The sequence below is a fragment of the Mesorhizobium sp. NZP2077 genome, from assembly GCF_013170805.1.
GTDB lineage: Bacteria > Pseudomonadota > Alphaproteobacteria > Rhizobiales > Rhizobiaceae > Mesorhizobium.
Map to the genome: position 1 here is coordinate 6,604,327 of NZ_CP051293.1, position 24,843 is coordinate 6,629,169.

A 24,843-nucleotide genomic window follows, 5' to 3' on the forward strand; every position below is an offset into this window, starting at 1 on the left:
TCCTGCTGTTCTATCTCGCATCGATGCTGCTGACTTATTCGGTGCTGCGCAAACAGGCGAAGGCAATCTAGATTCAGGTGAGGCCGGCCTGACCTGAATTCCTGCGCAGGTTAATCCAATCCAATCAAACGTCGGATGCGGCCGATATCGGTGCCGATGAAGGATTGCATGCCGATCGCCGCCTGCTCCGGCGCCATTTCGGCAACGAAGCGGCGGAACTCGGCGTCCGACAACGCCTCGCCCGTCCAGTGGACACGGCAGAATTCTTCCGAACCGTGGAAGTGCCCGGCTCCGTCGAGAAGATTGTCGACATAGCGGCCATAGATCATGCATTCGGAGAATTTGCGCGCCGAACCGACAACCTCGACCCAGTCGCGGCCATGGACCTTCTCGATCTGTCCGCACATGGCAAGCACCGTGTCGCGGCGCCAGGCGATCAGCGTCGATATATAATCGTGGACCGACGTCCGGGACGGGTCGATGCCGAGTGCCGAACCCGCATTGAGCGACCAGATGCGATGCTCGTCGTGACCCTCATCCGCAAGCACGCCGTCGCGGCGAAACAGGCGCGCCCTGCCGTCGCGCCAGAAGGAGGTGCAGTCGAAGGGCTTGAGGAAAGCGACGTCGGAATCGCAGAAGATCAATACGTCTTCCCTGGCATGGGCTGATATGGCGATGCGGCGCAGTTGCTGCACGTGCCAGCCGCGCAGCGGCTGCGTCCTCAGGCTGAGCCAGACACGCCGGCGAAACAGGCTGAGCGGGTCGTCGAAAGCACGCAGCCAGCGCGGCAGCAGGTCACGCTCGTCGACAACAGTGCGCCGGTCTGTCTCCAACTGGCGGAAAAGCGCGACGTCGCGGTGTTCGACCAGGATGTAGTGATGTGCGGCGCCGGACACATGCCGGTCAAGGGTTTCGCACAGCAGGCGGCAACGCTCGAAATCCGGCGCATAGCTCGCCGTCACCACCGCCGCCGTCGGCATCTTCGGCAACAGGCCCGGGCCGGCAAGAGTGTCTGGAACGAACCGCTTGTTCAACGGAGCTCTCCGGCCGTTTCGGCGCCATGCGACCATCGCTGCTTGACGACCCGCCACAGGAAGACCGGATTGCCGACCACATAGCGGCGCCAGAGCCGGCCCGGTTCGACCGCCAGCCGGAACAGCCATTCCAGGCGCAGGCGGCGCATCCATAGCGGCGCGCGCGGCACCGAGCCGCTCAGGAAATCGAGCAGCGCGCCGACCGCGACCGGCATGGTGCAGTGGCGTTCGTCGATGTGGCGCGCGATCCACAGTTCCTGGCGCGGCACGCCCATGGCGACCAGCAGCATATCCGGCCGGAGCGCCGCGATCCTGCCGATAATCTCCGGCTCCTGTTCGGCGGAGAAATAGCCGTCATGAATGACCACGAAATTGTGCTGCACGGCAAGGGCGGCCAGCTTGACCGATGCCGCCTCGGCGTTGACACGCGTCGCGCCGAGCAGCCCGACGGTCAGCGGCCGCGTCGAGGCCTGCAGGAAGGCCGGCACGAAATCGGTGCCGTTGAGATTGTCCGGAAATGGCGCGCCATAGAGAATCTTGGCGGCGAGATCGACGCCGATGCCGTCCGGCAGGATGAGGAAATCGTCGAGCGCCTCGGCGAAGACAGGATCGGTACGGGCGATGTTGGCATTGTGGGCGTTGAGAAAACTGACCTTGGTGAAGCGACGCTCGGCAATCAGGCGGTTCAGCAGGACGATCGCATCATCCCATCGGATGGCGAGCACCGAGATGCCAAGGATCGTCTTCAAGCTGTCGAGCCCGAACGCGGCGCGGGCGGTGTGCATGTTCATGGAAACACCTCCTGCTTGACCACGCCTAGTTTTTCCAAGCCATGCCGGATGGCGGTATCGAGCGCCTTCACCTGCTGGCGATGGAATGCGCTGCCATCGACGTCCCGCATATCGGCCGCCGCAGCCTCCAGTGCCCTGGCGAAATCGGCTGGATCGTCGGTGACGACGCTATTGTCGGGGCGATGGTCGATGCCGCGCAGCGAGCGGCTGGTGGCGACCGAAGGCAGACCAAGCTCGAAGGTCTCGATGGTCTTCAGCTGCACGCCGCTGCCGGCGGTGCTGATCAACGGGATGACGGCAGCGCCGCACACGAATGCCCTGGCATCCGGGACACGGCCGACAAACTCGACACCCGGATGCGTCGAGCTGACGCCGGAGGGCATATGGCCCGCGATGCGGATGCGGAAACCGGGCCGCAGATGCGGCACCACCTTGCCCAGGAACCAGTCGAGGCCGATGCGATTCGGCTGCCAGGTCCAGGTGCCGATCAAAGCGGCGTCGCAGTCGATCTGGCGTGGGCCTTTCGGGGTTGGCGCCTTGGCACCGGTTACCAGCGGCAGCACCGCCGAGCGGACGTCGGAGGCGACGCCGAGTGCGGCGCGGTCCTCCTCGGCCAGGGTGAAGACAAAGCGCGCGCGGCGGCAGAGACGCTCTTCCACGACCTTGAGCAGCCTTGCCTCGCGGCGGAACAGCAGGCGCTGGAAGAGGCCGCCGGCGGCAGCGGCGTTTTCCAGTGCCGAGAGATGTTCGACATTGTGGGCGACGAAGATCGAAGGCCGGTCTTCGAAGAGCTTTTCGAAGGCGCCGGCGAACTGCACGGAATTCAGCACATAGCCATCGAAGGGACCGGCCTGTTCGAGAGCGACCTGCACATCGTGGTCGGACACCGTACGCAGCTTGACCGATGCAAAGGTGAGGCCCGAAAACATCGCCTTGCCGACCCAGGCGAGCTTTTGCAGCGCAGAGGCACTTTCGGTGCGGACATCGATGGCACCCAGCACCACGGTGTTTTCGGGGTCGGCAGCGTCCTTTCCGGGCCAGGTGAAGCCGATCACCGTGACGCGCGCGCCGGCGCGCCGCAAAGCGGCGATGACCGCAGCGTTGGCGATCTCGTAGCCCGAGGTGAGAGCACCGTCGGGCACGATCGATGTGGCGAACAGCAGATGCATCTCACCTATCCTGTGGTGTAGCCGGTAGCAAAGCGCGGTGAACCCTTGATTAAGCGAGCACGTTCAACGCCCGAAAGCCCCTGCCTGAGGGGCCTCTCCGTGCAAGGTGATTAACGAAACCTTATCACCGTGGTGCTACCAGAACGCGACTGAGATGTGGCTGGACACGGATGATCCCTTTGCCATCGGATGGTTCGGTATCGATCGCTGGACGGTCTCCCCGGCTTGACGTGGAGACTGTCGAAGCGGTCGTCACCTTGCCAACCTTCAAGCGGCCCGAACAGGTGCTGGAAACGCTGGCGTCGCTCCGCGCGCAGCAGACCGGCAGGCGCTTTGCCGTGATCGTCATGGAGAACGAAGCCGAGGCACGTGAAGGCGCCAAGGCGGTGCTGCCATTGTTCGAGCGCGGCGAGATACCGGGCATGGTCATCATCGCGCATGAGCGCGGCAATTGCAGCGCCTACAATGCCGGCTGGCAGACGGCGATCCTGCACTTCCCGAACTTCAGGCATCTGCTGGTCATCGACGATGACGAGATCGCCGATCCGCACTGGCTGGAACGCATGTGCGCGGCTGCCGAAACGCTCGGCGCCGATATTGTCGGCGGCCCGCAGGTGCCCGTCTTCGCCGATCCCGCCCATGTCAAATGGGCCGAACATCCCGTCTTCGCACCACCCTACCGGGAGACGGGACGCGTGCCGGCGCTCTACTCGTCCGGCAATCTTCTGGTCGGGCGCAACGTGCTCACAGCCATGGGACCGCCCTTCCTCGACCTCAGATTCAATTTCATGGGCGGCGGCGACTCAGACTTTCTCAACCGGTCGGCGCAACGGGGCTTTGTGCTCGGCTGGTGTGCCGAGGCCCAAGTGCGGGAAACCGTTCCGGCGCGGCGTGTCGAGGCCGACTGGATCCGGGCCCGCAGCCTGCGCAACGGCGTGATCTCGACACTGGTCGAAAAGAAGAAGCGCGCGGGCACGCCGCTGGCCGGCGCCAAGGTGTTTGCGAAGAGCCTGGCGCTGCTGGCCGCCGCGCCTTTTCGCAGCCTGATCCGGCTGGCGCGGACCGGATCCCCGGCGATCGCCATCTACCCCGTCCATGTGGCGCTCGGCCGCGTGATGGCCGAATTCGGATATGCCAATGAGCAGTATCGCCAGCCCGAGAAAAACTGAGCGCGCCCCGCTCAGCGACGCGTTCACGCGCGACGGCGTGGCGACCGCGATCGCCGCGCTACTGTTCACCGTGATCATGGTGTCCTTCCGCCCGTTCCAGCCGGCCGGCGCCGAACTCACCGGCGACGGCGGCGACATCGTCAACCAGCTTGGCTTCGGCTCACTCGGCGCCGTTTCGATCTTTTCGCTGATGGCCTTTGCCGATCCGCGCATCGTGCGCTCGCTGCTCAGCCCGTCCTGGGTGCTGATGCTGGGTTTCTTCTTCCTGTCGGTGGTGCTGGCGACCGACCCACCCTCGGCGATGCGCGCCGCATCCTTCACCATGATCGGTATCCTGACGATGGCGACGATCCTGGTGCTGCCGCGCGATGCCGAATCCTTCTCGAAAGTCATCATCTTCACCGCTGTCGTGGTGATGGGGCTCTCCTATCTCGGCCTCATCGTCTTTCCGCACGAGGCGATGCACACGGCCGATTCCCAGGAGCCCGAACATGCGGGCCTGTGGCGCGGCGTGTTCACCCACAAGAACATCGCCGGCCCGATCATGGCCTGTCTCAGCTTCGCCGGCCTCTATCTCTACCGGCGCGGGCAACGCTGGTGGGGCGCGGGCATCTTTTGCGCGGCGATGATCTTCATGCTCCACACCGGCTCCAAGACGACTGCCGGCCTGGTGCCGTTCTCGATCCTGATCGTGGTGCTGCCGAGCCTGATGGGAATGCGCCTCGGCACGCCGATCCTGTTTGCGCTGGCGATCATCGCCACGGCGGTGGGCACGCTGGGCATCGTCTTCCTGCCGCCAGTGAAATATCTGGCGGCGATCTATTTCCCCGATATGACCTATACCGGCCGCACCACGCTGTGGGAGTTCGCCGGCTCGATGCTGGCGAAAAAACCCTGGACCGGTTACGGCTATGAAAGCTTCTGGGGCACGCCACTGCTGCTCAACCAGGACCAGCCCTTCGACCGGCCCTGGGACATCAGGACCATCGTGCATGGCCATGACGGCTATCTCGACATCGCCGTGCTGATGGGCATCCCGGCCCTTTGCGTGGCGGTCTACACTTTCCTCATCGCGCCGCTGCGCGACTACATGCGCATTCCGCTGCGCCGAGAAAACATCTTTCTCGGCGACTTCTTCATGATGGTGGTGCTGTTCACCGCGCTCAATGCTTTCCTCGAAAGCTTCTTCTTCCATCGCGGCGACCCGGTCTGGCTGTTCTTCGTGCTGGGCGTGCTTGGCCTGAGGCAAGTGTCGCTGCGGCCGATCGCGGTGCGCAACCCCTCCCGCCCGGCCTGACAGGGCTTCCCCAGGGAACCGCGAGCGTCTATGTCAAAACCTTCCTTCGGAGGGCTTTCAATGACGATCAGGCTTGTTCTCGCCGGCTGCGGCAATATGGGTTACGCAATGCTCTCGGGCTGGCTGAAATCCGGCAAGCTTGCACCGTCGGCGGTTTTCGTGGTCGAGCCAAACGACGGTCTGCGCCAGCGCGCCGCCGCACTCGGCTGTGCCACGGCTGCTGACGCCAGCGACATTCCGGCAGACGCCGTGCCTGATCTCGTCGTCATCGCGGTGAAGCCACAAGTTATCCGCGAGGTGACCGCCGCCTACAAGCGCTTCGGCGACGGCCGCACCACCTTTGTCAGCATCGCCGCGGGAACGCCGGTCTCAACCTTCGAGGATATCCTCGGCAACAGCGCGCCGATCGCGCGCTGCATGCCCAACACGCCTGCTTCCATCGGCAAGGGCATGATGGTGGTATTTTCCAACCCGCTCGTGTCCGATGATACAAAGCGTTTTGTCGCCGACCTGCTGTCGGCAAGCGGCGAAGTGGCGACCATTGGCGACGAAGGTTTGATGGATGCCGTGACCGCCGTGTCGGGATCAGGCCCGGCCTATATCTTCCACTTCATCGAAGCGCTGACCGTGGCCGCCGAAAGGGCCGGCTTGCCGGCGGCGACCGCCAGGCTGCTCGCCATGCAGACCGTCTATGGCGCTGCCTCGCTCGCCGCCGAAAGCCACGAGGACCCAGGCGTGCTGCGCCAACAGGTGACCAGTCCCAACGGCACCACGGCAGCGGCGCTTGGCGTGCTGATGGGCGAGGACCGGCTGACCAATCTGCTGACGCAGGCAGTGGAAGCCGCGCGGCTACGGTCGATTGAGTTGGGGAAGTAAGACCTCAGTTCGTTCCGTACAGCATCTCGTCCTGCAGCCGGCGCAGCGCGAACAGCCTCGTCGTCTGGTCGGGCGCGGCGTTCTCGGCGGTCAGCAATTCGCCTTTCCTGACCGGCCTCAGCACCTTGCCGCCCTCGAGCAGGCCGACCGGCACGGCGCGCTGGGCGCGGGCTTCGCCGACGGTCATGGTCCAGGAGCGGTAGCAGGTCTCGCCGATCGCATCGAAGGTCTCGCCGGCGGCCAAGTCCCGCTTGGCGACCGCGCAGACCTCGGCGACCGGCCGTGGCAGTGGCACCATGTCGGGCTTGCCGAAGAGCACGATGCGGGCGGCGGTCAGCGGCACCTCCAGCGAGGTCAGATGATAGGGCCTGAACAGGCTGTAATAGGGACCGTGGCCGATATGCAAATCGTCCATGCGCTCGATGATGCGCGGATGCGTCGCCTCGACGATGACGAAGACGCCGGGGGCGACGCCCTTGCCGATGGTGTAGTCGACGACACCCTTTTTCAGCAACAGCCCGCCGTCCTCGCGCGGAATGAGCACCTTGACGAGGTCGTCGCGGTCGGCTTTCGGCCCATGCATGCCGGGCACGTCGGGCACAAGACCGGTGGCATTGGCGATGGCGCACATCTCGACCATGGTTTTCGAGCCATCGACGAACTCGACCAGCATGCGCGGGTTCATGTTGCGGCGGATCGCTTCCTCGCGATAGTCGTCGGGCATGGCGTCGTGGTTGAGCGGGTTGTTCTTGCCCTTGCCAGCCGAGACGATGGTCAGGCCGAGCGCGGAAGCGAACTCGATCAGTTCCATGCAGCTCGATGGCTCATCGCCGGCACCAACCGAATAGACGACGCCAAGCCGGTCGGCCTGCTGCTTCAGATAGCAGCCGATGGTGACGTCGGCCTCGACATTCATCATCACCAGATGCTTGCCATGTTCCATCGCCGACAGGCAGAAATCGGCGGCGACGCCCGGTTTGCCGGTGGCGTCGATGACGACGTCGATCAGCGGATTGGTGACCAGCATCTCGTTCGAGGTGATAGCGATCATTCCTGCCTCGATTGCCGCGGTGACTTTCGACGCGGTATCGGCTTCGACCGCCATCGCCTCGTCGCCATAGGCGATGCGGATGGCGTCGCGCGCAGTGTGCGGACGTCGGGTGGAAACGGCGCAAACCGAAATGCCAGGCATCAGCATGCCTTGTGTGACGAGGTCGGTGCCCATTTCACCCGAACCGATGACACCGATGCGCACCGGGCGGCCCTCGGCGGCACGCTTGGCGAGATCGCGGGCAAGCCCGGTCAGGGCGACATTGGTCATGCGGGAGACGTCCATGGTTCTTGATTTGGAGGCGGCATAGCAGGGAACCGCCCGCTTTTGCCAACGAAACCGCTCCAACGTGGCTTCAAACCACCCGGACGTAGCTCGTCATGCCGGATTTCTGGTGCTCGATGATGTGGCAGTGCAGCAGCCAGTCGCCGGGATTGTCGGCGACGAAGCCGAGCTGAACCTTCTCGTTGGGCTGGATGAGATAGGTGTCCGAAATCAACGGCTGCACTGGCCGCGTCGACGACGACAGCACCTTGAAGCTCATGCCATGGAGATGCATCGGATGCGATTGCGGCGTCAGGTTCTCCATGTCGATGACATAGCTCTTGCCGAGCTTCAATTCGGCCAGCGGCGCGGTCGGATCGGATGTATCGCCTGGCCACGGCACCTTGTTGATGGCCCAGAAACTGTAGCCAAGCGAGCCGCAGATGCCGTCGCTCGGGACGTTTTCCGCCGTGGCGCTGAGCGCCAGCGAAATATGCTCGGCGGTTGTGAGGTCCACGTCCGCCATCGGATTCACTTCCAGCGGTGCAACATCGCGAACGTCCCGCTTGAGCGAACTGCCTGTCGCCCGCACGGTCGCCAGGATTTTGGGCTTGGTGCCCCTGACGTCCCGCAGACTGACGACCGCGCCTTCGTCATCGGGCATGCGGATGGCGAGTTCCATGCGCTGTCCCGCCCCAAGCAGCAGGGCATCGGGTGAAAAGCGCTCAGGCACCGGATTGCCGTCCAGCGCCATGACCGTCGCCTCCGCGCCCTCGACGCGAAAGGCATAGATGCGGGTGACGTCGGTGATGGCGACGCGCAACCGCACCAAGCCTCCGGCCGGCGCGTCATATTGCGGCTGGTCAAGCCAGTTAGCGGTGCGCACCGTGCCGTAGGTGCCGGTTCGCGCGGCATCGCGCGGCCGGAACTGGTCGATGAACTGGCCGTCGTCGCCAAGCCGCCAGTCGCGTAGATTGAGGACGAATTCGGCGTCGAATTTCGGATCGTTCGGGTTCTCGACCACGATCACGCCCGTCAGGCCGTGGCCCATCTGCTCCAGCGTGTTGCAATGCGGGTGATACCAGAAGGTGCCGGCGTCAGGCGGGGTGAAGGCGTAGTCGAAATGGTCGCCGGTGTAGACGTAGGGCTGGACCAGGAAGGGCACGCCATCCATCTTGTTTGGAACACGAATGCCGTGCCAGTGTATGGTCGTCGGATCGTCGATGGCGTTGATGAGGCGCGCGGCGAACGGCTCGCCCTTCTTCATCCTGAGCACCGGCGGCATCCCGGCATTGCCGTAGGTCAAAACATTGTTGGTCGGGCCGACATCCATCAGCTTCGCCTGGATTTTCGCCGTCTGCAGCACCACCGGTTCCGGACTGGCCGCGGCCCAACTGCCAAGCCTGCCGATGGCCGAGAGGCCGACCCCGCTGGCGCCAACGATGGCGGCCGTTTTCAAGAACCTGCGGCGTGTAAGGACGGTCATTCAAGCTCCAACTGCAAAGACGGCTGCCCGGTATCTATCGCCGCCTTGAACCATGAGCGGGCAATCCGTGCAAATGCCCATATGGCACACCGTGTCTTGCCATGGCGGCAGGAGGTGACGACAGAGCCTCCTGCCCCTACTCCGCCGCCTCGGCATACTGCGCGGGCACATAGTTGAGGATAGGCCCGAGCCAACGCTCGACTTCCGCGAGCGGCATGTCCTTGCGGCGTGCATAGTCCTCGACCTGATCACGCTCGACCTTGGCGACGCCGAAATAGTAGCTTTCCGGATGTGAGAGATAGATGCCGGACACCGAGGAGCCCGGCCACATCGCGTAGCTTTCGGTCAGGCTGACGCCCGCATTGCGCTCGCCGTCGAGCAGGCTGAACAGCGTTGCCTTCTCGGTATGGTCTGGCTGTGCAGGATAACCTGGTGCCGGGCGGATGCCGCGATAGGGCTCGCCGATCAGTTCGTCCGGCGCCAGCTTCTCATCGGCCGCATAGCCCCAGAATTCCTTGCGCACCTTCTCGTGCATGCGCTCGGCGAAGGCTTCGGCAAAGCGATCGGCCAGCGCCTTGACCATGATCGAGGAGTAATCGTCATTGGCGCGCTCGAAACGCTCCGATATCGCCACTTCCTCGATGCCGGCGGTGACGATGAAGCCGCCGATGTAGTCGGACTTGCCGCCGTCCATTGGTGCGACGAAATCCGACAGCGCGACATTGGCCTTGCCGTCGCGCTTGGTCAGTTGCTGGCGCAGCGTGAAGAAAGTCGCCAATTCCTGCGAGCGCCCCTCGTCCGTGAATAGCCTGATGTCGTCGCCAACAGCATTGGCCGGCCAGAAGCCGATGACGCAACGCGGCGCGAACCATTTCTCGGCGATGATCTTGTTCAGCATCGCCTGTGCATCCTCGAACAGCTGGCGCGCTGCCGGTCCTTGCGCCTCGTCTTCCAGGATTCTGGGATAACGCCCCTTCAGCTCCCAGGTCTGGAAGAACGGCGTCCAGTCGATGTAGTGCGAGAGTTCGGTCAGGTCCCAGTTCTCGAACGCCTTTACGCCGGTGAAAGATGGCTTCGGCGGCTGGTAGGCAGACCAGTCGACCTTGTGCGCATTGGCCCTCGCCTTGGCCAGCGGCAGCCGCTGCTTGTCGGCCTCGGAGCGGGCATGCGCGTCGGCGACCTTCTTGTACTCGGTCCGCACCGTGTCCACAAAGCCACCCTTCGTCTCGTTCGACAAAAGCGCCGAGACCACGCCGACCGCCCGGCTGGCGTCGGTGACATAGACGGTCTGCCCCCTGGCGTAGCGCGCGTGGATCTTCACCGCCGTATGCACACGGCTGGTCGTGGCGCCGCCGATCAGCAGGGGAATGTCGAAGCCTTCGCGCTCCATCTCGGCGGCCATGTGCACCATCTCGTCTAGAGACGGGGTGATCAGGCCGGACAAGCCGATGATGTCGACATTCTGCTCGCGCGCGGTCTGCAGGATTTTTGCCGCCGGCACCATGACACCGAGATCGATGATCTCGTAATTGTTGCAGGCGAGAACCACGCCGACGATGTTCTTGCCGATGTCGTGGACATCGCCCTTCACCGTCGCCATCAGGATCTTTCCGGCCGTCTGGCGCTCGCCATTGTCGATGCCGTTGGCGGCGTTGGCCAGTTTCTCGGCCTCCATATGCGGCAGCAAACCCGCCACCGCCTGCTTCATCACCCGCGCCGACTTCACCACTTGCGGCAGGAACATCTTTCCGGCGCCGAACAGGTCGCCGACGACATTCATGCCGGCCATCAGCGGGCCTTCGATGACATGCAGCGGGCGCTCGGCCGCCAGCCGCGCTTCCTCGGTGTCGGCGTCGATGAATTCGGTGATGCCGTTGACCAGCGCATGCGAAATCCGCTGCTCGACCGTCCATTCGCGCCAGGCGAGATCGCGCTCCTTGGCTTCCTTGCCGGCCGTGCCCTTGAAGCGTTCGGCGATCTCCAGCATGCGCTCGGTGGCGGTGCCGCCGGCGCTCGGCGCGCGATTGAGCACGACATCCTCGCAGGCCTCGCGTAGCTCCGGCTCGATCGTGTCATAGACGGCCAACTGACCGGCATTGACAATGCCCATATCCATGCCGCGCTGGATGGCGTGGTAGAGGAACACCGCGTGCATGGCCTCGCGCACCGGCTCGTTGCCGCGAAACGAGAAGGACAGGTTCGACACGCCGCCGGAAATGTGGACATGCGGCAGCGTCGAAGTGATCTCGCCGGTGGCCTCGATGAAATCGACGCCGTAATTGTCATGCTCCTCGATGCCGGTGGCGACCGCGAAGACGTTGGGGTCGAAGACGATATCCTCCGGCGGAAAGCCGGCCTGTTCGGTCAAGAGCTTGTAGGCGCGGGTGCAGATCTCGACCTTGCGCGCCTTGGTATCGGCCTGGCCGGCCTCGTCGAAGGCCATGACGACCACGGCAGCGCCATAGGCTCGCACCAACCTGGCATGATGCAGGAAGGCTTCCTCGCCTTCCTTCATCGAAATGGAATTGACCAGCGGCTTGCCCTGCACGCATTTCAAGCCCGCCTCGATGATCTCCCATTTCGAACTGTCGACCATGACCGGAACACGGGCAATGTCCGGCTCGGCGGCGATCAGGTTGAGATAATCGACCATCGCCTTCTTTGAATCGATCAGACCCTCGTCCATGTTGATGTCGATGATCTGCGCGCCATTGGCGACCTGATCGCGCGCCACGTCGAGCGCGGGAACATAATCGCCCGCCGTGATCAGCTTCCTGAACTTGGCAGAGCCGGTGACATTGGTGCGCTCGCCGACATTGACGAAGGGGATCTCGTCCGTCAGCGTGAACGGCTCCAGCCCGGACAGGCGCATCTTACGCTCGATCTGCGGAATGGCGCGCGGCGGATATTTTTTGACCGCCTCGGCAATCGCCCTGATATGATCCGGCGTCGAGCCGCAGCAGCCGCCGACTACATTGACCAAGCCCTCGCGTGCAAAGTCCCCGATCTGCGCAGCCATGAAGGCCGGGCTCTCATCATATCTGCCGAATTCATTGGGCAGGCCGGCATTCGGATAGGCGCAGACGAAGGTGCCCGCGACATCAGATATTTCGGCCAGGTGTTCGCGCATGGCGTTGGCGCCGAGCGCACAGTTGAGGCCGATGGTGAAGGGATTGGCATGGCGCACCGAATGCCAGAAGGCCGTCGGCGTCTGGCCCGACAGTGTGCGGCCGGAAAGGTCGGTGATGGTGCCCGAAATCATAACCGGCAGATGCACGCCCTTCTCGATGAAGATCTCGTTGCAAGCGAAGATCGCCGCCTTGGCGTTCAGCGTGTCGAAGATGGTCTCGATCAGGATGATGTCGGCGCCACCGTCGATCAGGCCGCGCAACTGCTCGCCATAGGCAAGCCGCAACTCGTCGAAGGTCACCGCGCGATAGCCGGGATTGTTGACGTCAGGCGACATCGAGGCGGTGCGGTTGGTTGGTCCGAGCGCGCCGGCGACGAAGCGGCGTTTGCCGACTTCCTGCTCAGCCCGCTTCGCCGCCCGGCGCACCAGCCGAGCGCCGTCGCGGTTCAGCGCATAGACGGCATCCTCCATGCCGTAATCGGCCTGGGCGATCGAGGTCGACGAGAAGGTATTGGTCTCCAAAATGTCGGCGCCGGCAATGGCATATTGGTAGTGGATCTCCTCGATCGCTGCGGGCTGCGTCAGGATCAAGAGGTCGTTGTTGCCCTGCTGGTGGCAGGCGCAGCCGGCGAAAACCTCGCCGCGGAAATGGTCTTCGTCGAAGCCAAGCCCCTGGATCTGCGTGCCCATGGCGCCGTCAAGAATGAGAATGCGCTCGCGCGCCGCCGCGGTCAGCGCCGCGAGCACTTCCGAGCCGTCGGACTTGGCCGCGACAGGGCCGAACAGGTCATCCAGCGATGCAGAATTCTGCGACATTTTCTATCCTTTGGACGACAAGTCTGTCCATGTCACATAAGGATATCTTTATGTCAATATACGCTTCTCGCTAGACGGAGTCACGCGCCATTGCGGGTGCCGGAGCAACAAACGTCGAAACCGACCTTTGCCGGGGCGTCCTTTGCATGTCCAAGTGAATACGCGGCACTCCAGTGTCAGTGCAAGTCGGCCAGCAAGGCCTGGGCCTCGGCAAGGTTCTTCTCGGAGCCAGCGGTGAGATCGTCCATCTTGCGATCCCTGAAGATAACAAGCGCCTCCTGGCAAGCGGCGATCGCCTCCTCAGCCAGCGCCTTGTCCTTGCGGGCCGTGCCCAAATCGGTCAGCACGTCGCACAGGCTGTCTTCGGTGAAGGCGACGGCCGGCACCGAATTGATCTTCTTCTGCACGGCGACCGCCTCGCGCAGGATGGGTACTGCTTCCTCGAAACGGGCGACGTTGTTTTCGGAACGGCCGGCCATCGTCAGGGCATAGCCGACCTCGTTCTGCAGGCTCGCCCAGCGGTCGGGGTCGCGGTCGCGGCCGACCTCGTCGGCCAGCGCCCGGTTGACGGCGATCGCCTCGTCGAACACTTCAGGCGAAGGCTCCTTCGCCGCGATCATGCTCAGCACATTGGCAAGGTTGCCCTGCGTGGTCGCCCAGCGCTCCGGGTCGCGGGCCCGGGTGCGCACTGCCTGTATGCTGCGATAGATGCCGGCCGAGCGCTTCAGCGAGGCGACGTCGTTGCGCCAGTAGCCCAGCGACGACAGCGCGCTCGCCAGATTGGACTGGTTGCGTGTCCAGCCGTCGGCATCCTTGTCTGGGGTCGTCACCGTCAGTGCCGCCTCATAGGCCTGCACCGACTTCGCCATAATGTCCGGATCGGAAGTCGCACTCGCCTGCATCATGCGGGCATTGCCGAGATCGCTTTCGACCGAGGCCCATAAGGCGCGGTCCGGCAGCGCGGCATAGACGGCCAGGGCTGCTTCATGCGCCGTCGCTGCCTTCTGGTAGAGCGACGGGTCATTGCTCGCCCCGGCGAGGTAGTAATAGGCGCTGCCGAGATCGTTCTGCAATTGGGCGTGAGCCTGCGGCACGCTGGCAAGGTCATAGAACGGCAAGGCTGCTTCGAGCGCCGTCACTGACTGCTTGAAATCGTCGCCATCCTGCACCCGGTCTCCCAGCACGAGGAGCACATGACCCAGCCCCCATTGCGTCGCCGCCCAGGCGTCGGGATCGCTGTCGCGGGTCTGCACTTCGAGCGCCGCACGATAGGCCGTCACCGAGCGTTCAAGCGCCTCGGTCGGACCGTCGCTGGATTTGCCCAGCATGGAAAGCGCAGCGCCCAGTCGATACTGCGTCTTGGCCCAGTCTTTCGGGGCATTGTCCCTGGTCCGCACGGTGAGCGCGGCGTCGTAGGCGGCGACCGCCTGTTCGAGCACCGCTCTGTCGCCGGCGCGATCGCCCCAGGTCGACAGCGTGCTGCCGAGACCGTGCTCGATGGAAGCGAACTCCGTGGGGGCGGCCGTGGCCGTGTAAACTTCCGATGCGCTGCGATACGCGGTTGCCGATTTCTGCAGATAGTCTGTACCCGTGTCGCGATCGCCGAGCGAGGCGTAGGCCGAGCCCAGATTCTGCTGCAGCGAGGCCCAGTCGAGCGGCAGCTTTTCACGTGGATATTCGGACAGAGCGGCCTCATAAGCGGACACCGCCTTGAGCAGTGTCGCGGTGTCGCCCTGCTTCACGCCGAGACGCTGCAAGGCATTGCCGAGCGTCAGCTGGCCGTTGGCCCAGCTTGCCGGCGCATGCTCGCGCGTCCAGATGGTGAGCGCGGCCTCCGCCGCTTCGCGGGCATGCTGCAGCGTCGGGATGTCGCCATTGATCTCGCCGATTGTCTCCAGCGCCGAGCTCATATTGTTCTCAATCGTCGCCCATTGCGCCGGCGCGCGCTCTCTAGTCATTTCTTCCGTCGCCGACTGGTAGGCGGCGACGGACTGCTCGAGCGTCGCGACGTCCTTCTCGCGTGCACCAAGGCGAAACAGAGCGGCACCGAGATTGACCTGGCTCAACGCCCAGTCGAGCGGCACGCGCTCGCGGCTATACTCCGTCAACGCGGCGCGATGCGCCTCGATGGCGGCGCGAAAACTGTCACTGGTCGTCTCGCGCTCGCCAAGCTCTGACAGCACGATGCCGAGATTGTTCTCGGTCGCCGCCCATTCCAACGGCACCTTCTTCGACCCCTGCACTTCGAGCGCCGCGCGGAAGGTGGCGACCGCCTTGTCGAGCAGCGCAGTGCCGGTCTCGCGCTGGCCGAGCCGCCAATAGACGGTACCTAGATTGCCTGAGGTGGACGCCCAATCGTCCGGATAAGCCTCGCGGGTGTAGACCGTCAGCGCCTGCTCGAAGGCAGCAGCCGCCTTGTCGAGGTTTTCACGCCCGGCTTCGCGCTCGCCCAGTGTCGACAGCGTGGTGGCGAGGTTGTTCTGGGTGGCCGCCCATTGCCGTGGCTTTTTTCCAGGCGACACGAAGGTCAGGCTCTTTTCATAGGCCGCGACGGCCTGCTCTAGAAATGCGTTGTCGCCGGAGAAAGTGCCTTGCTGGGAGAGCGCGTTGGCCTCAGCCGCCTTGTAGAACCAGGCGTCCTGGTCGTCCCATTTCTCAGCCTGCTCATAGGCCTTGCCGTAGTCCTGGGCCGCCTCCTGAAACTTGAAGGAGATTTCGTAGGTTTTTGCGCTGTCGCCAAAAACTTCAGCGAATTCGAGCCGGCGCGCCTTGAGATCGGCTTCGGCCTTGTCGACCGTGTTTGACAGTTCGCCGACGCGCGCCTTGGCCTGCTCGTGGAATTTCCTGGCGGCATCGAGCGCACCTTCGCGCACCGCCTGATCGGCAAGTTTCGACAGGCGGACGATTTCCGGGTCCTGGCTCTTCAGCGCCGCCTGCTCGGCCAGCACCTGCTTCAGCCGCTCGGTCTGGCCGCGCAGCAATTTGTCGAGTTCGGCCGGGTCCTTCGGCGTGTCGGTGCCGAGCGTCTTTAGCATGGCGTAGAGCGCATCCATCGGCACGCCACCGTCGCGCGAGATGGTTTCGATCTGGCGGCGTTCGGGATCGGGCAGGGTCGAAATGGTGAGCAGCAGCCGGCGGCGCTCGGTCAGGATGTCGCCTTCATCGCCCTTCGGCGCCTCGGCCGGCGTGCCGAAATAGAGCAGCCGGCGAAGGCTCTCATTGAACCATGGCCGCTGCTGGCCGTTGGTCTTGAGATAGACCTCCTCGCCGATCATGCGCAGCACGGTGCCGAATTCCTCGCCGCCCATCGTGTCGATGTGGCGCAGGATCGCCGCCGCATAAGGGCTGTTGCCGTCGACCGGCCCGTCGAGTGCCACTTTGCCGGGCTCGGCGGCAAAGCCGATGACCTGGCCAAGGCTGTCGTCGGCCGAGCCATTGGCGGGCGCGCTGCTCTTCAACGCAACGACGCTGCGCGTTTCACCGAGACCACCGGCACCGATGGGCTTGCCGTCATCGCCTGGCGACAGCTTCAGCAGGGTGCCCGGCGGGAACGGATCGTTGCGGCAGGCGTCGAGCAAGACGATGGTGACCGGCACCTTGGCCTTCAGTTCGGTCACAATCGACGACAGCGGAACCAGTTTCTCGCCGGCATTGTCGAGCGCCGAGAGATCGGCATCGACAGGGACCAGAAAATTCTCGCCGCCGGCCTCGATGCCGTGACCGGAATAATAGATGACAGCGACATCGGCGCCCTCGGCATCGTCGACGAAGCCTTCGAGGTCACGCCGCAATTTGCGTGCGTCGCGGTTGGTGGCGACGGTCGTTTCGAAGCCGAGCTTGCCGAACATCGCCTCGATGGCGCGGGCGTCGTTTTCGGGATTGGGCAACTTGCCGACATGCTTGTAGTCGGACTGGCCGATGATCAGCGCGACGCCTTTCAGCGCTTTGGGCTCCTCGGCTTGAGCCGAAAGCAGCGCGCACAGGCACAGCATCGCGGCAAACGCCACGCATATGCGCACTCTTTCAACTATTATTCGCCCAAACCGCATCGCCCACCCCGGAACCCGAAGGCGCGATCTTGCCCAGGGAAATGGCATCATGATGGCCGGCGCATGGCAAGGCCCGGGACGAACGGTGTTCTTGTCGTGAGGTGGAGATGCCGGCTGGTTTTCACGCCGTGAGCAGGTAGTCTTCAACAGAAGCGGCCGTTCCGATGCGCACGCTGGCGACTGGTTCGGCACGAAAAGCTTTCAGGGGAGGTTGCGATGACGGACTTCACGCCAAGGTTCGACCTGGCCGGCAAGGTGGTGCTGGTGACCGGCGCTTCACGCGGTATTGGCCGTGCATGCGCGTCGGCCGCATCGGCGACCCGATCGATGTGGCGGGAACCGTGGTCTTCCTCGCCTCGCCAGCGGCGTCGCTGATCACCGGGGCGAGTATTCTGGTCGATGGCGGTTGGTCGGTGGCGTAGCCTGCCGCCCTTATTTGAAGCTGGCGATGGGCAGGAACTTCACCGCGGAGCCGGTGAAGCGGCGGTGATCGGACGTCTGTCCTCGCGGCTGGAATCCATCGAGATAGACCTGCTCCGGCGCCCTGCGGATGAAATTGGCGGCAATGACGGGCGCCGTTGTCGACCGGGTTTCGCCGGCGATGCCTCGACCGGCCTCAAGGGGCCGGCCATTCAACGCGGCGGCGGTGATTTCGGGATCGAGACGTGGCGGGACACGGTCGGCCTTCGGATTGGTCCGGACGCGATCTTCGGGTTTCGGTGCGGGGACTGCGGCGCGCTGGCCGGCTAATCCATCGAGGCCGTCATCGGGGTGATGCATGGCTAGCAAGGCAGCGACGACATCGGCGGATCTGGCTGCATCCGGCTGACGCGCCGGGCTTGTCTGGCTTTCCGGCCGCCAGGTCGGCAAGGGGACGGTGAGCGCCGCCATCTCCGGCACGACGGCCGCCGGAGCGGCATCCGCCTTGCCCAGGGGAACCTCCGTGTTGCTTGCCGCCGGCTTGGCAACTGGCAGTTCGGCCCGCGTCGCGGACGGGCCGGCCGTTGTGAAGGGCGCGGTTTGCGGGGTCGCAATGCTGGCCGTGGTCTCGGCGCGCGGGGCGAAGGCCGGTAGCGGCACCGCGCCGGGCGCCATCGCCATGACGATCGCTTCAGGCGTCTTGCTCTTTTGTTCAGCGAGCGGTTCTTCGGCCGCACCGGCCGACGCCACCTGGATGTCCGCCCGCTGGGCTGCCTCCGGCGGCACGATGGCGATGCCCTGCCCTGCCGCCCTGGGCTCAACCGACTTGGCCGGCTTGCGTGGCGCCGGCGCCGCCTCCGCCACGTCATCGGACTCGTCTGCACCACCCAAGAGCGTCGCCAGCAGGCCGCGCGACTTGCGCTGGCCGGCGTCAGCGCTTGCCAGGTCGATGTTGGGCGTGCCGGTGGCCTTGCGCGATTTGTAAGCGGCAGACGCTTGCTCGTAGCCGGGCAGCGGCCTGCCGTCGCTCGGCACATGCAGCGTGTTGCCGTTCGGGAAGACCCTGGCGAGTTCCTGGCGGCTGATGGCCGGCCAATGCCGCACATTGCCGACATCCATGTGAATGAATGGCGAGCCAGAGGTCGGGTAGTAGCCGACTCCGCCGCCCTGCATCTTGAGGCCGATGTCGCGCAGCTTCTTCAGCGGAACATCCGGCAGGAAGAAGTCCATCGCGCGGCCAACCATGTGCTGGCTTTCCCGCGCCACGCCCTTCGAGCGGCTGCGCAGCATCGCGTTGGTCGCCGGCGAACGATAGGCGCTGACGATGTGGATGTAGGCTGTCGAGCCGCTGGCGCGATAGGCCTGCCAGACGAGGTCGAGCAGGCGCGGATCCATTCGGGTCGGCTCGTTGCGGCGCCAGTCGCGCAGCATGAAATTGATCTTCTTCAATCCCGCCTGGTCGTAACGCCCGTTGCGCTTGAACACGATCTCAGTCTTCTCGCCCGTATGGAGATGTTGAATTCGCAAAGCGCGCGTCTCGGCAGACGCGGCGGTGACGCACAGGCAAAGGAACGCGACCACAACGGCCGGCAGCCATGTCCAACGGTGGGAAGCGTCGGGCGCGTTCTGTTCTCTTTCAGTCACGGTCATGCCTTGCACATTGTTTCTGTTTCGGGCGATTTGACGTCTTCGCCGGATGCGGGGCCTTCTTTTCGAAGCGCTCGACCCGACAAGCAGGCCTGATCTGGTAGGCTTGACCAGGCAGACGGACATCCGTCCCCGTCCTTTCGATGAACAGCATCTTGGTTAATGAATCGTGTTCGTGCCGGAAATGGGCCTTCCCGCCAGTCGCGGATTGCCCGAAGGCGTTCAGCCGATCGCTTCAGCGGAACAGATATTTCGAGACTTCCGGATTCCCGCGCCGCCACATCACGTTGTCCAGGAAGTAATGGTGCACGTTGATGAAGATCCAGGCGATGAAGAGGAAAAGCGACGAGCCTAGCACTGCCTTGTCGTAGGGAACCAGGTCGATCAGCGCCATCGGCACCAGCCAGAAGCCGAGCGCTCCGAGAATTGCGCCGACGATGATGAAGGCCAGCACGCGCAGCCTGTATCGCGGTCCGAGAATAGAGAGGACCTTCAATCCCGGCCTCTCGACGGCATCCGCGCGATCACGCTCGACATTGGTCTGGTAGCGCCAGACCACCGCCAGATACTGCAGGGAATGGAGCGCCGGCACCACGAGCAGCCAGAGCGGGTTCAGCGTCACGAACAGGATCCAGGCATAGAGGGACACGACGTAGGCGACGACGCCATTATAGGGCAGAGCCCCACCATGCTTGCGCCAGCGATTGATGAACATCACGGCGGTGGCCGCCGAAGAGGCGGCAGCGACCGACATGGCGATGGTGAGGAGCCATGGCGGAACCGCGAAGGTGTAGTACTGCAAACCCCAGAATTGCCTTTCGGTGATCACCACATTCGTCTGCAGCCACGCGAACAGCCACACGGAGTAGCCGTTGAACAGCAACACCTTCTTGTCCTGCTCGCTGAAGAACTTGCGCTTCAGCACGGCGTCCACCATCAGCATGCCGTAGCCTTGCTTGACGTAGTGCCAGCCGACGAAAAAGCCCATCGCGTTGGTTGCGTTGCCCAGCAGGCGGGCGTTCCCCGCCAGCGAGCCATAGGCAAAGAAGGCGGTCATGGCCAACGGGACGACAATGCCGGCGATGATGTAGCGGATCTGGAGGTTGCGGCTGTAACCGTCGCCGCGCACCTTGCGCGCGAAATTGCGGTAGAAGATCTGGTAGGAATGACCGAAATGCGGCTGGTTTATGAGGTGCGAGAGCAGGAACATCGTCAGCGTCACGGCGGCTTCGTAGCTGAGCGGCAGAAAATACAGCACCGGCAGGATGACAAGCGCGCTTCCGCCAAGCATGAAGAAGTCGATGAACGGGCCAAAGAGATATTTTTGCGGCGTAGCCGCGACGGAAGCCGGGGCATCTGCCGAAAGGTGAAGTGCCATGATGCCTTCTCCCTGTGATCGTTCATTTAGTCATCGACGCGCTACCTGAACAAGTTTTCACGCAACTCCTGACGACCAGGATCGGTAGGTGCACCGAAGCCTTCGCTGTGCGTCCGCCAACGGCCTACATAATAGGAGTCGACGGCATCGAAACATAGCCGTCAGTCGCGTAATGCCAAGCCAGTTGGATGGCAGCCAGTCTTCACATGGGGATCGTGCCGGCGCAGGAATTTGCGTAGCGGCAACTCGAAGCGAATGTACATCCGCCAAGCGAAAAGAACTGAAGTCGCTGTGCCGATCACGATGATCAGGTCCGGAGGAATTGGAAAAGCGGTCCACACCATCAGTAGCAGCGTTATCGGCAGAGTGTGGATCAGATAAAGCATATAGGAGGCATCACCAAGAACCGTCCAGCCGCTCGGCTTCGCGTTGATCTGCATCGTGCCGAAGACGATCATCGCCGCCGGGACACCGTAGACCAGCACGCGCTGGAAGCAGTTTTCACCGGCGAGGAACTCGATCGTCCCTCCTTGCGGCGCTATCCCAACGAATCCGACAGCTATCATCGCCGCGGCACCGATCGGTAGGCACCACACCGCCGGTTTCCAACTAGGCACGTAGGCGAGAACGGCGCCGAAGCCGAACTCGATGATCAGCGGGTTGCCGAGGAACTGCAGCACCGGACCCGCTGAGCGAAATATCATTGCGAGGCCGAAGATACCGACGAGCACCGACAGCAGTCGCCGGTCGATGAGAACGATGGCTGCGGCAACGTAGAACAGCATTTCGAAGCACAGCGTCCATGCCGCAGGCAGTGCTGGCGCGGTCATTTGATCGGTAGCCGGCCACAGCAAGAGCGTCGCCACCGCGTCCCGCCAGCCAAAGCCGGTTTTGTAGGCGACAATTGCATACGGGATGCTGATCAGCAGGTAGAGCGGAACAATGCGCCGGAATCGTCTCCACGCGAAAGATCGCCAAGTCAGACCAGGTGCCGTCCTGGCAATAATCACCCCTGATATGACAAAGAAGATGTCGACGCCTGCGAAGCCGACCACCTGAAAATCATGAGGTAACAGGCCATTGGATCCGGTGACCTTAACGGCAGTCTGTGCTGCGTGGACATATACGACCATCAGCGCGGCAACGAAGCGAAGTACTTGCAGGGACCAGATCAACAGGGCGGGTCCTGGCTATTGGCCGCCAGAGTCTGGTATGGCGCCACCAAGGAACCGCGGCAAGAGCATGGGGACGCGCCGAGCGTAATCGTCGTACTCTGGGAAGGTTTGCCGAAGGATAGCCTCTTCATTTCTCGCGCGTCTATACTGCAAAAGAAATTGAAACGCACCCAGCGCCACCATCAGCAGCGACAAATGTGAAAGAATCATTCCGATAACGAATATCGCCTCACAGATGTAGAGCGGATGCCTGACAATCGAGTACGGGCCAGTGGTAACCAGGCGACGAGCTGTCGCCATAAGAGAGAAGGAACGGCCCAGCCAATAAAGACAGAAAATCGAACTGGCTGTACCTATCAGGACCAGGCAAAGAGCCGTCACCTGCGCCGCCTCATTTTGCAATGGCGGCGTCAGGGTCAATGCGAGCAGGACCATAAATGTTCCTGCTACCGAGGTTAGTCTTGGTGCAATTCCCTGCGCGGTCCCTTTCGGCGGAAGACGTGTGATTGTCATCACAAGCTGCAACAACAAAAACAAGGTTGATGCCAGTTGAGTGACGACTGCGAGCGAAAGTTCTGATGTATCCTGACGGAGATGGAGGAACAGAGGTATCGCGCCGGACGTCGCCAAAACCGTCATGACAAAAATGATGGCAACACGACCAAAAAAATCCTCGTTCAACATTTCGCCCCCCTTAGCCTAAGCAGTCATTGAAACATCACTTACGCGCCCCGACAAGAAAATGGTTTGCAAAGAGTTAACGGGGATACCGTCTCAACTTTTGATTAATCTGTCCGGCCTATCGTGGCTAAATGCCAAATCTTCTTCCCGTGCTTCGTGTCCTGGCGCCGATGTCATTTTTGATTTCCGCCATTACAATGATCGCGCTTAACCCTCACAGCGCAACATTTGCGTTTTGGTTGGCCTTGCCTGTAAATGCAGCGGGATGGCCCGCGCCTCGTAAAGCAGGGCGAACTGCCTCAGTTCAATTGAGTTGATCCAAGATTCCTGAACTCGTCGCAATCAACAGAGCTTTGTAGATTACGAACGCTATCGTGCAGATTGCCGCGACAGAGATTGGCACCCCGAACGGCACAACGCCTTTGCGGTCGAGATGTTGAACGTAGATGCGGAAAGCGCCTGCGGGCAGCAGGAATGGATTTTTCATGGCCGCCGCAGTGATGAGTGCGAAAACCAGTAGCAGCACGGAAAACACGACGAGGTCGTTGCCACCTGTCAGGAAAGGGACGACCGCCATCAACTTCACGTCGCCAGCACCGATCTTGCGCAAGAGCCAGAAAGGGAACAAGGCAAAAAACAGCACGAGGCCGGCAGCCGCGCTCAAGCCCATTTCCCACCAGGATCCGGATCGGAGCAGCAGCAAAAACAACGATCCCGCCCCAAGGCAAAGCAGCAGCAGCACATCGCGATTGGCAATCTTCTGCGTCGTGAAGTCGAGCCACGCAATCCTGGCGAGCAGAGGGATGGCGAGAGCCTTCAGCAGCAGCGATTCGACAAGCAGCATGCTAGCGCTCGATGTTCTGCACGCTTGACGACAGCAGCTTCAGATTGTTGGCTACTGTCGGATCGTTGGGCGCCAGTTCGTAAGCCTTGAGGAAATTCGCGCGTGCATCCTGCAGCTTGCCGCGCAGCAGGTAGGAATAGCCGACATTGTTGTAGTATTCGGGCGACGCGCCAACAAGCTTGAAGGCCCGTGCGTAAGCACGGTCGGCAAGGTCGAAGCGGTGGATGCGATCGCAGGAGGCGGCCAGCCCCATCCAGGCGCCGCCGTCATTGGGCGCGAGTTGCGTCGCCTTGAAGAACAACGCACCAGCATTGCCGTAATTTTCCGCACGGAACTGGTTCTTGGCTTCGGCCACGGCCTGGTCCGAGGCGTAATATTCGACGTTGCCGACCGTCTTCAATCCATCGAAGGCATCGCCAAAAGACGTGACATCGCCTTTCGAAGGCTCGTTGGTGCGCACGACACCATCGGTGGTGTCCGCACCGTTCGTTTGGCAACCGGCAAGCGCCATCAACAGACTGGCTGCGGCTACGGCTGCGAGGCGCATTGGCCCTGTCATTTTGTCTCCCAAGAGTCCCCCGACTCTATTTTAGAACCAAAGCATATAAACATTTAGAAGAAAATGCCCTTCATGCGGATGATCACCGGCAACATGATTACCATCATCACCACCGGGAAGATGCACAGTCCCAATGGAATCATCATCTTGACCGGCAGAGCGTTGGCGCGCTCCTCGGCATGAAGAATTCTCTGGCTGCGCATCTCTTCGCTGTAGACCCGCAAAGCGTCGGTCAGGCTGGTGCCGAGTTCTTCCGACTGCCGAAAAAGCACTGCCAGAGCCCGCGCCTCGTCAAGACCGATTCGGTCGGCGAGGTCGCGCAGCGCCTCGCGCAGTGGCTTGCCGGCACGCAACTGCAGATTCATGATCGAAAGCTGGATGCCGAGCCATTTGTGGGTGCCGGCCAATTCGCTGCTGACACGCTCCACCGCCGCCTCCAGGCTCATGCCCGCGTCCGCGCAGGTGATCATCATATCCATGAAATCGGGAAAGGCGCGGCGATAGATCTCCTTCTGCGCACTCTCGAAGCGATCGAGCAGGATGCTTGGAACCACGATGCATGCGAGCCCGAAAAGAGCGGAACCGGCAAAACCTATGAAACCGGGCAATTGAGGTGGGAGCACTCGCGACAAGAGCGCATAGGCAGCCAGAAAGCCAGCACAGGCAGCACCAAGACGTGACAAGGTGTAAATGAGCGGCGCGCTGGTCTGATAGAAGCCGGCTCGAAACAGCTTCGCCTCAAGCGCATTTGGTTCGTCCCGTTCCTTCTCCATCGACCGGAAATAGGCGTCGACCGGCCGCTGCGCGGAAAGCTTCGCAAGCAGTTCCTGTCCGGCGAGCGAACGACGATCGGCAAACCCCTCGGTCTTCAGGCTTTGCGCGACCAGCGTCCGCGTCTGCAGCGCCGGCAAGAGGACAAGCGCGCCGAACAGGAACAACGCAACCGCCGCGATGAAGACGGCAACGGATATCAAAGTGCCCAGATCCTGGATGATCGCAAACAAGTT

At 62.7% G+C, this 24,843-nt stretch carries 17 protein-coding genes and 1 pseudogene; 4 read left to right on the plus strand and 14 right to left on the minus strand.

Annotated elements, in window-relative coordinates:
• Positions 1-110: 110 nt before the first annotated feature.
• From HGP13_RS32590 to HGP13_RS32600, 3 genes are read right to left on the minus strand one after another with little or no spacing between them, the layout of a single operon-like run.
• Positions 111-1,034 (minus strand): DUF6492 family protein, encoded by a 924-nt coding sequence (locus HGP13_RS32590; RefSeq protein WP_246707202.1) that lies wholly within the window; start codon positions 1,032-1,034, stop codon positions 111-113.
• Positions 1,031-1,825, minus strand: a complete 795-nt coding sequence (locus HGP13_RS32595; RefSeq protein ID WP_172233800.1) for a WecB/TagA/CpsF family glycosyltransferase — start codon at positions 1,823-1,825, stop codon at positions 1,031-1,033. Before HGP13_RS32595 ends, HGP13_RS32590 begins: the two co-directional genes overlap by 4 nt.
• Positions 1,822-2,994: a glycosyltransferase family 4 protein gene (locus tag HGP13_RS32600; protein WP_172233803.1), complete on the minus strand. Its 1,173-nt coding sequence runs from the start codon at positions 2,992-2,994 to the stop codon at positions 1,822-1,824. The genes HGP13_RS32595 and HGP13_RS32600 overlap by 4 nt, the downstream gene beginning before the upstream one ends.
• Before the next feature lie 170 nt (positions 2,995-3,164).
• Between HGP13_RS32600 and HGP13_RS32605 the strand changes: the two genes are divergently transcribed.
• The 3 genes from HGP13_RS32605 to proC are packed head-to-tail and all read left to right on the plus strand — an operon-like array spanning position 3,165 to position 6,336.
• On the plus strand, positions 3,165-4,163 hold the full coding sequence (locus HGP13_RS32605) for a glycosyltransferase (RefSeq protein WP_172233806.1): 999 nt from the start codon (positions 3,165-3,167) through the stop codon (positions 4,161-4,163).
• Positions 4,132-5,460: an O-antigen ligase gene (locus tag HGP13_RS32610; RefSeq protein ID WP_172233808.1), complete on the plus strand. Its 1,329-nt coding sequence runs from the start codon at positions 4,132-4,134 to the stop codon at positions 5,458-5,460. Before HGP13_RS32605 ends, HGP13_RS32610 begins: the two co-directional genes overlap by 32 nt.
• Positions 5,461-5,520: 60 nt before the next feature.
• Positions 5,521-6,336 carry a pyrroline-5-carboxylate reductase gene (proC, locus tag HGP13_RS32615; protein WP_172233811.1) on the plus strand — a complete coding sequence of 272 codons (816 nt, stop codon included), beginning with the start codon at positions 5,521-5,523 and terminating at the stop codon, positions 6,334-6,336.
• 4 nt (positions 6,337-6,340) lie between these two features.
• Here proC and HGP13_RS32620 read toward each other — a convergent pair whose 3' ends face one another.
• From HGP13_RS32620 to HGP13_RS32635, 4 genes are all read right to left on the minus strand, one after another.
• Positions 6,341-7,657 carry an NAD(P)H-dependent oxidoreductase gene (locus HGP13_RS32620; RefSeq protein ID WP_172233814.1) on the minus strand — a complete coding sequence of 439 codons (1,317 nt, stop codon included), beginning with the start codon at positions 7,655-7,657 and terminating at the stop codon, positions 6,341-6,343.
• Positions 7,658-7,742: 85 nt separating this feature from the next.
• Entirely contained in the window at positions 7,743-9,137 is a 1,395-nt protein-coding gene (locus HGP13_RS32625; RefSeq protein ID WP_172233817.1) for a multicopper oxidase family protein, read from the minus strand.
• A 136-nt stretch (positions 9,138-9,273) separates the two neighbouring features.
• Positions 9,274-13,083 (minus strand): methionine synthase, encoded by a 3,810-nt coding sequence (gene metH / locus HGP13_RS32630; protein ID WP_172233820.1) that lies wholly within the window; start codon positions 13,081-13,083, stop codon positions 9,274-9,276.
• A 176-nt stretch (positions 13,084-13,259) separates the two neighbouring features.
• Positions 13,260-17,090 (minus strand): caspase family protein, encoded by a 3,831-nt coding sequence (locus HGP13_RS32635; RefSeq protein ID WP_172233823.1) that lies wholly within the window; start codon positions 17,088-17,090, stop codon positions 13,260-13,262.
• A 338-nt stretch (positions 17,091-17,428) separates the two neighbouring features.
• Here HGP13_RS32635 and HGP13_RS32640 point away from each other — a divergent pair.
• A pseudogene (locus HGP13_RS32640) lies at positions 17,429-17,554 on the plus strand (SDR family oxidoreductase); the annotation flags it as partial.
• A gap of 10 nt (positions 17,555-17,564) precedes the next feature.
• Here HGP13_RS32640 and HGP13_RS32645 read toward each other — a convergent pair.
• From HGP13_RS32645 to HGP13_RS32675, 7 genes are all read right to left on the minus strand, one after another.
• On the minus strand, positions 17,565-19,202 hold the full coding sequence (locus HGP13_RS32645; protein ID WP_172233826.1) for a DUF882 domain-containing protein: 1,638 nt from the start codon (positions 19,200-19,202) through the stop codon (positions 17,565-17,567).
• A gap of 232 nt (positions 19,203-19,434) precedes the next feature.
• Complete coding sequence (locus tag HGP13_RS32650) at positions 19,435-20,577, minus strand: hypothetical protein (RefSeq protein ID WP_172233829.1); 1,143 nt, start codon at positions 20,575-20,577, stop codon at positions 19,435-19,437.
• Between the two features lie 161 nt (positions 20,578-20,738).
• Positions 20,739-21,752 (minus strand): acyltransferase, encoded by a 1,014-nt coding sequence (locus tag HGP13_RS32655; protein ID WP_172233832.1) that lies wholly within the window; start codon positions 21,750-21,752, stop codon positions 20,739-20,741.
• Positions 21,753-21,767: 15 nt separating this feature from the next.
• The gene (locus HGP13_RS32660) at positions 21,768-22,436 is read right to left on the minus strand and encodes an isoprenylcysteine carboxylmethyltransferase family protein (RefSeq protein WP_172233835.1); all 669 of its coding nucleotides are present in this window, start codon (positions 22,434-22,436) and stop codon (positions 21,768-21,770) included.
• Positions 22,437-22,737: 301 nt separating this feature from the next.
• Positions 22,738-23,277: a prepilin peptidase gene (locus HGP13_RS32665; protein ID WP_172233838.1), complete on the minus strand. Its 540-nt coding sequence runs from the start codon at positions 23,275-23,277 to the stop codon at positions 22,738-22,740.
• Between the two features lies 1 nt (position 23,278).
• Complete coding sequence (locus HGP13_RS32670) at positions 23,279-23,836, minus strand: tetratricopeptide repeat protein (RefSeq protein WP_172233840.1); 558 nt, start codon at positions 23,834-23,836, stop codon at positions 23,279-23,281.
• A gap of 53 nt (positions 23,837-23,889) precedes the next feature.
• Entirely contained in the window at positions 23,890-24,840 is a 951-nt protein-coding gene (locus tag HGP13_RS32675; protein WP_172233843.1) for a type II secretion system F family protein, read from the minus strand.
• Between the last annotated feature and the right edge of the window lie 3 nt (positions 24,841-24,843).

Excerpts from the sequence above, each read along its gene's own strand:
- HGP13_RS32610 (WP_172233808.1), top strand. The coding sequence starts at position 4,132 with ATGAGCAGTATCGCCAGCCCGAGAAAAACTGAGCGCGCCCCGCTCAGC.
- HGP13_RS32645 (WP_172233826.1), bottom strand. The coding sequence starts at position 19,202 with ATGACCGTGACTGAAAGAGAACAGAACGCGCCCGACGCTTCCCACCGT.
- proC (WP_172233811.1), top strand. The coding sequence starts at position 5,521 with ATGACGATCAGGCTTGTTCTCGCCGGCTGCGGCAATATGGGTTACGCA.
- HGP13_RS32620 (WP_172233814.1), bottom strand. The coding sequence starts at position 7,657 with ATGACCAATGTCGCCCTGACCGGGCTTGCCCGCGATCTCGCCAAGCGT.
- HGP13_RS32670 (WP_172233840.1), bottom strand. The coding sequence starts at position 23,836 with ATGACAGGGCCAATGCGCCTCGCAGCCGTAGCCGCAGCCAGTCTGTTG.
- HGP13_RS32665 (WP_172233838.1), bottom strand. The coding sequence starts at position 23,277 with ATGCTGCTTGTCGAATCGCTGCTGCTGAAGGCTCTCGCCATCCCTCTG.
- HGP13_RS32625 (WP_172233817.1), bottom strand. The coding sequence starts at position 9,137 with ATGACCGTCCTTACACGCCGCAGGTTCTTGAAAACGGCCGCCATCGTT.
- HGP13_RS32660 (WP_172233835.1), bottom strand. The coding sequence starts at position 22,436 with ATGTTGAACGAGGATTTTTTTGGTCGTGTTGCCATCATTTTTGTCATG.
- HGP13_RS32600 (WP_172233803.1), bottom strand. The coding sequence starts at position 2,994 with ATGCATCTGCTGTTCGCCACATCGATCGTGCCCGACGGTGCTCTCACC.
- HGP13_RS32595 (WP_172233800.1), bottom strand. The coding sequence starts at position 1,825 with ATGAACATGCACACCGCCCGCGCCGCGTTCGGGCTCGACAGCTTGAAG.
- HGP13_RS32650 (WP_172233829.1), bottom strand. The coding sequence starts at position 20,577 with ATGGCACTTCACCTTTCGGCAGATGCCCCGGCTTCCGTCGCGGCTACG.
- HGP13_RS32605 (WP_172233806.1), top strand. The coding sequence starts at position 3,165 with ATGATCCCTTTGCCATCGGATGGTTCGGTATCGATCGCTGGACGGTCT.
- metH (WP_172233820.1), bottom strand. The coding sequence starts at position 13,083 with ATGTCGCAGAATTCTGCATCGCTGGATGACCTGTTCGGCCCTGTCGCG.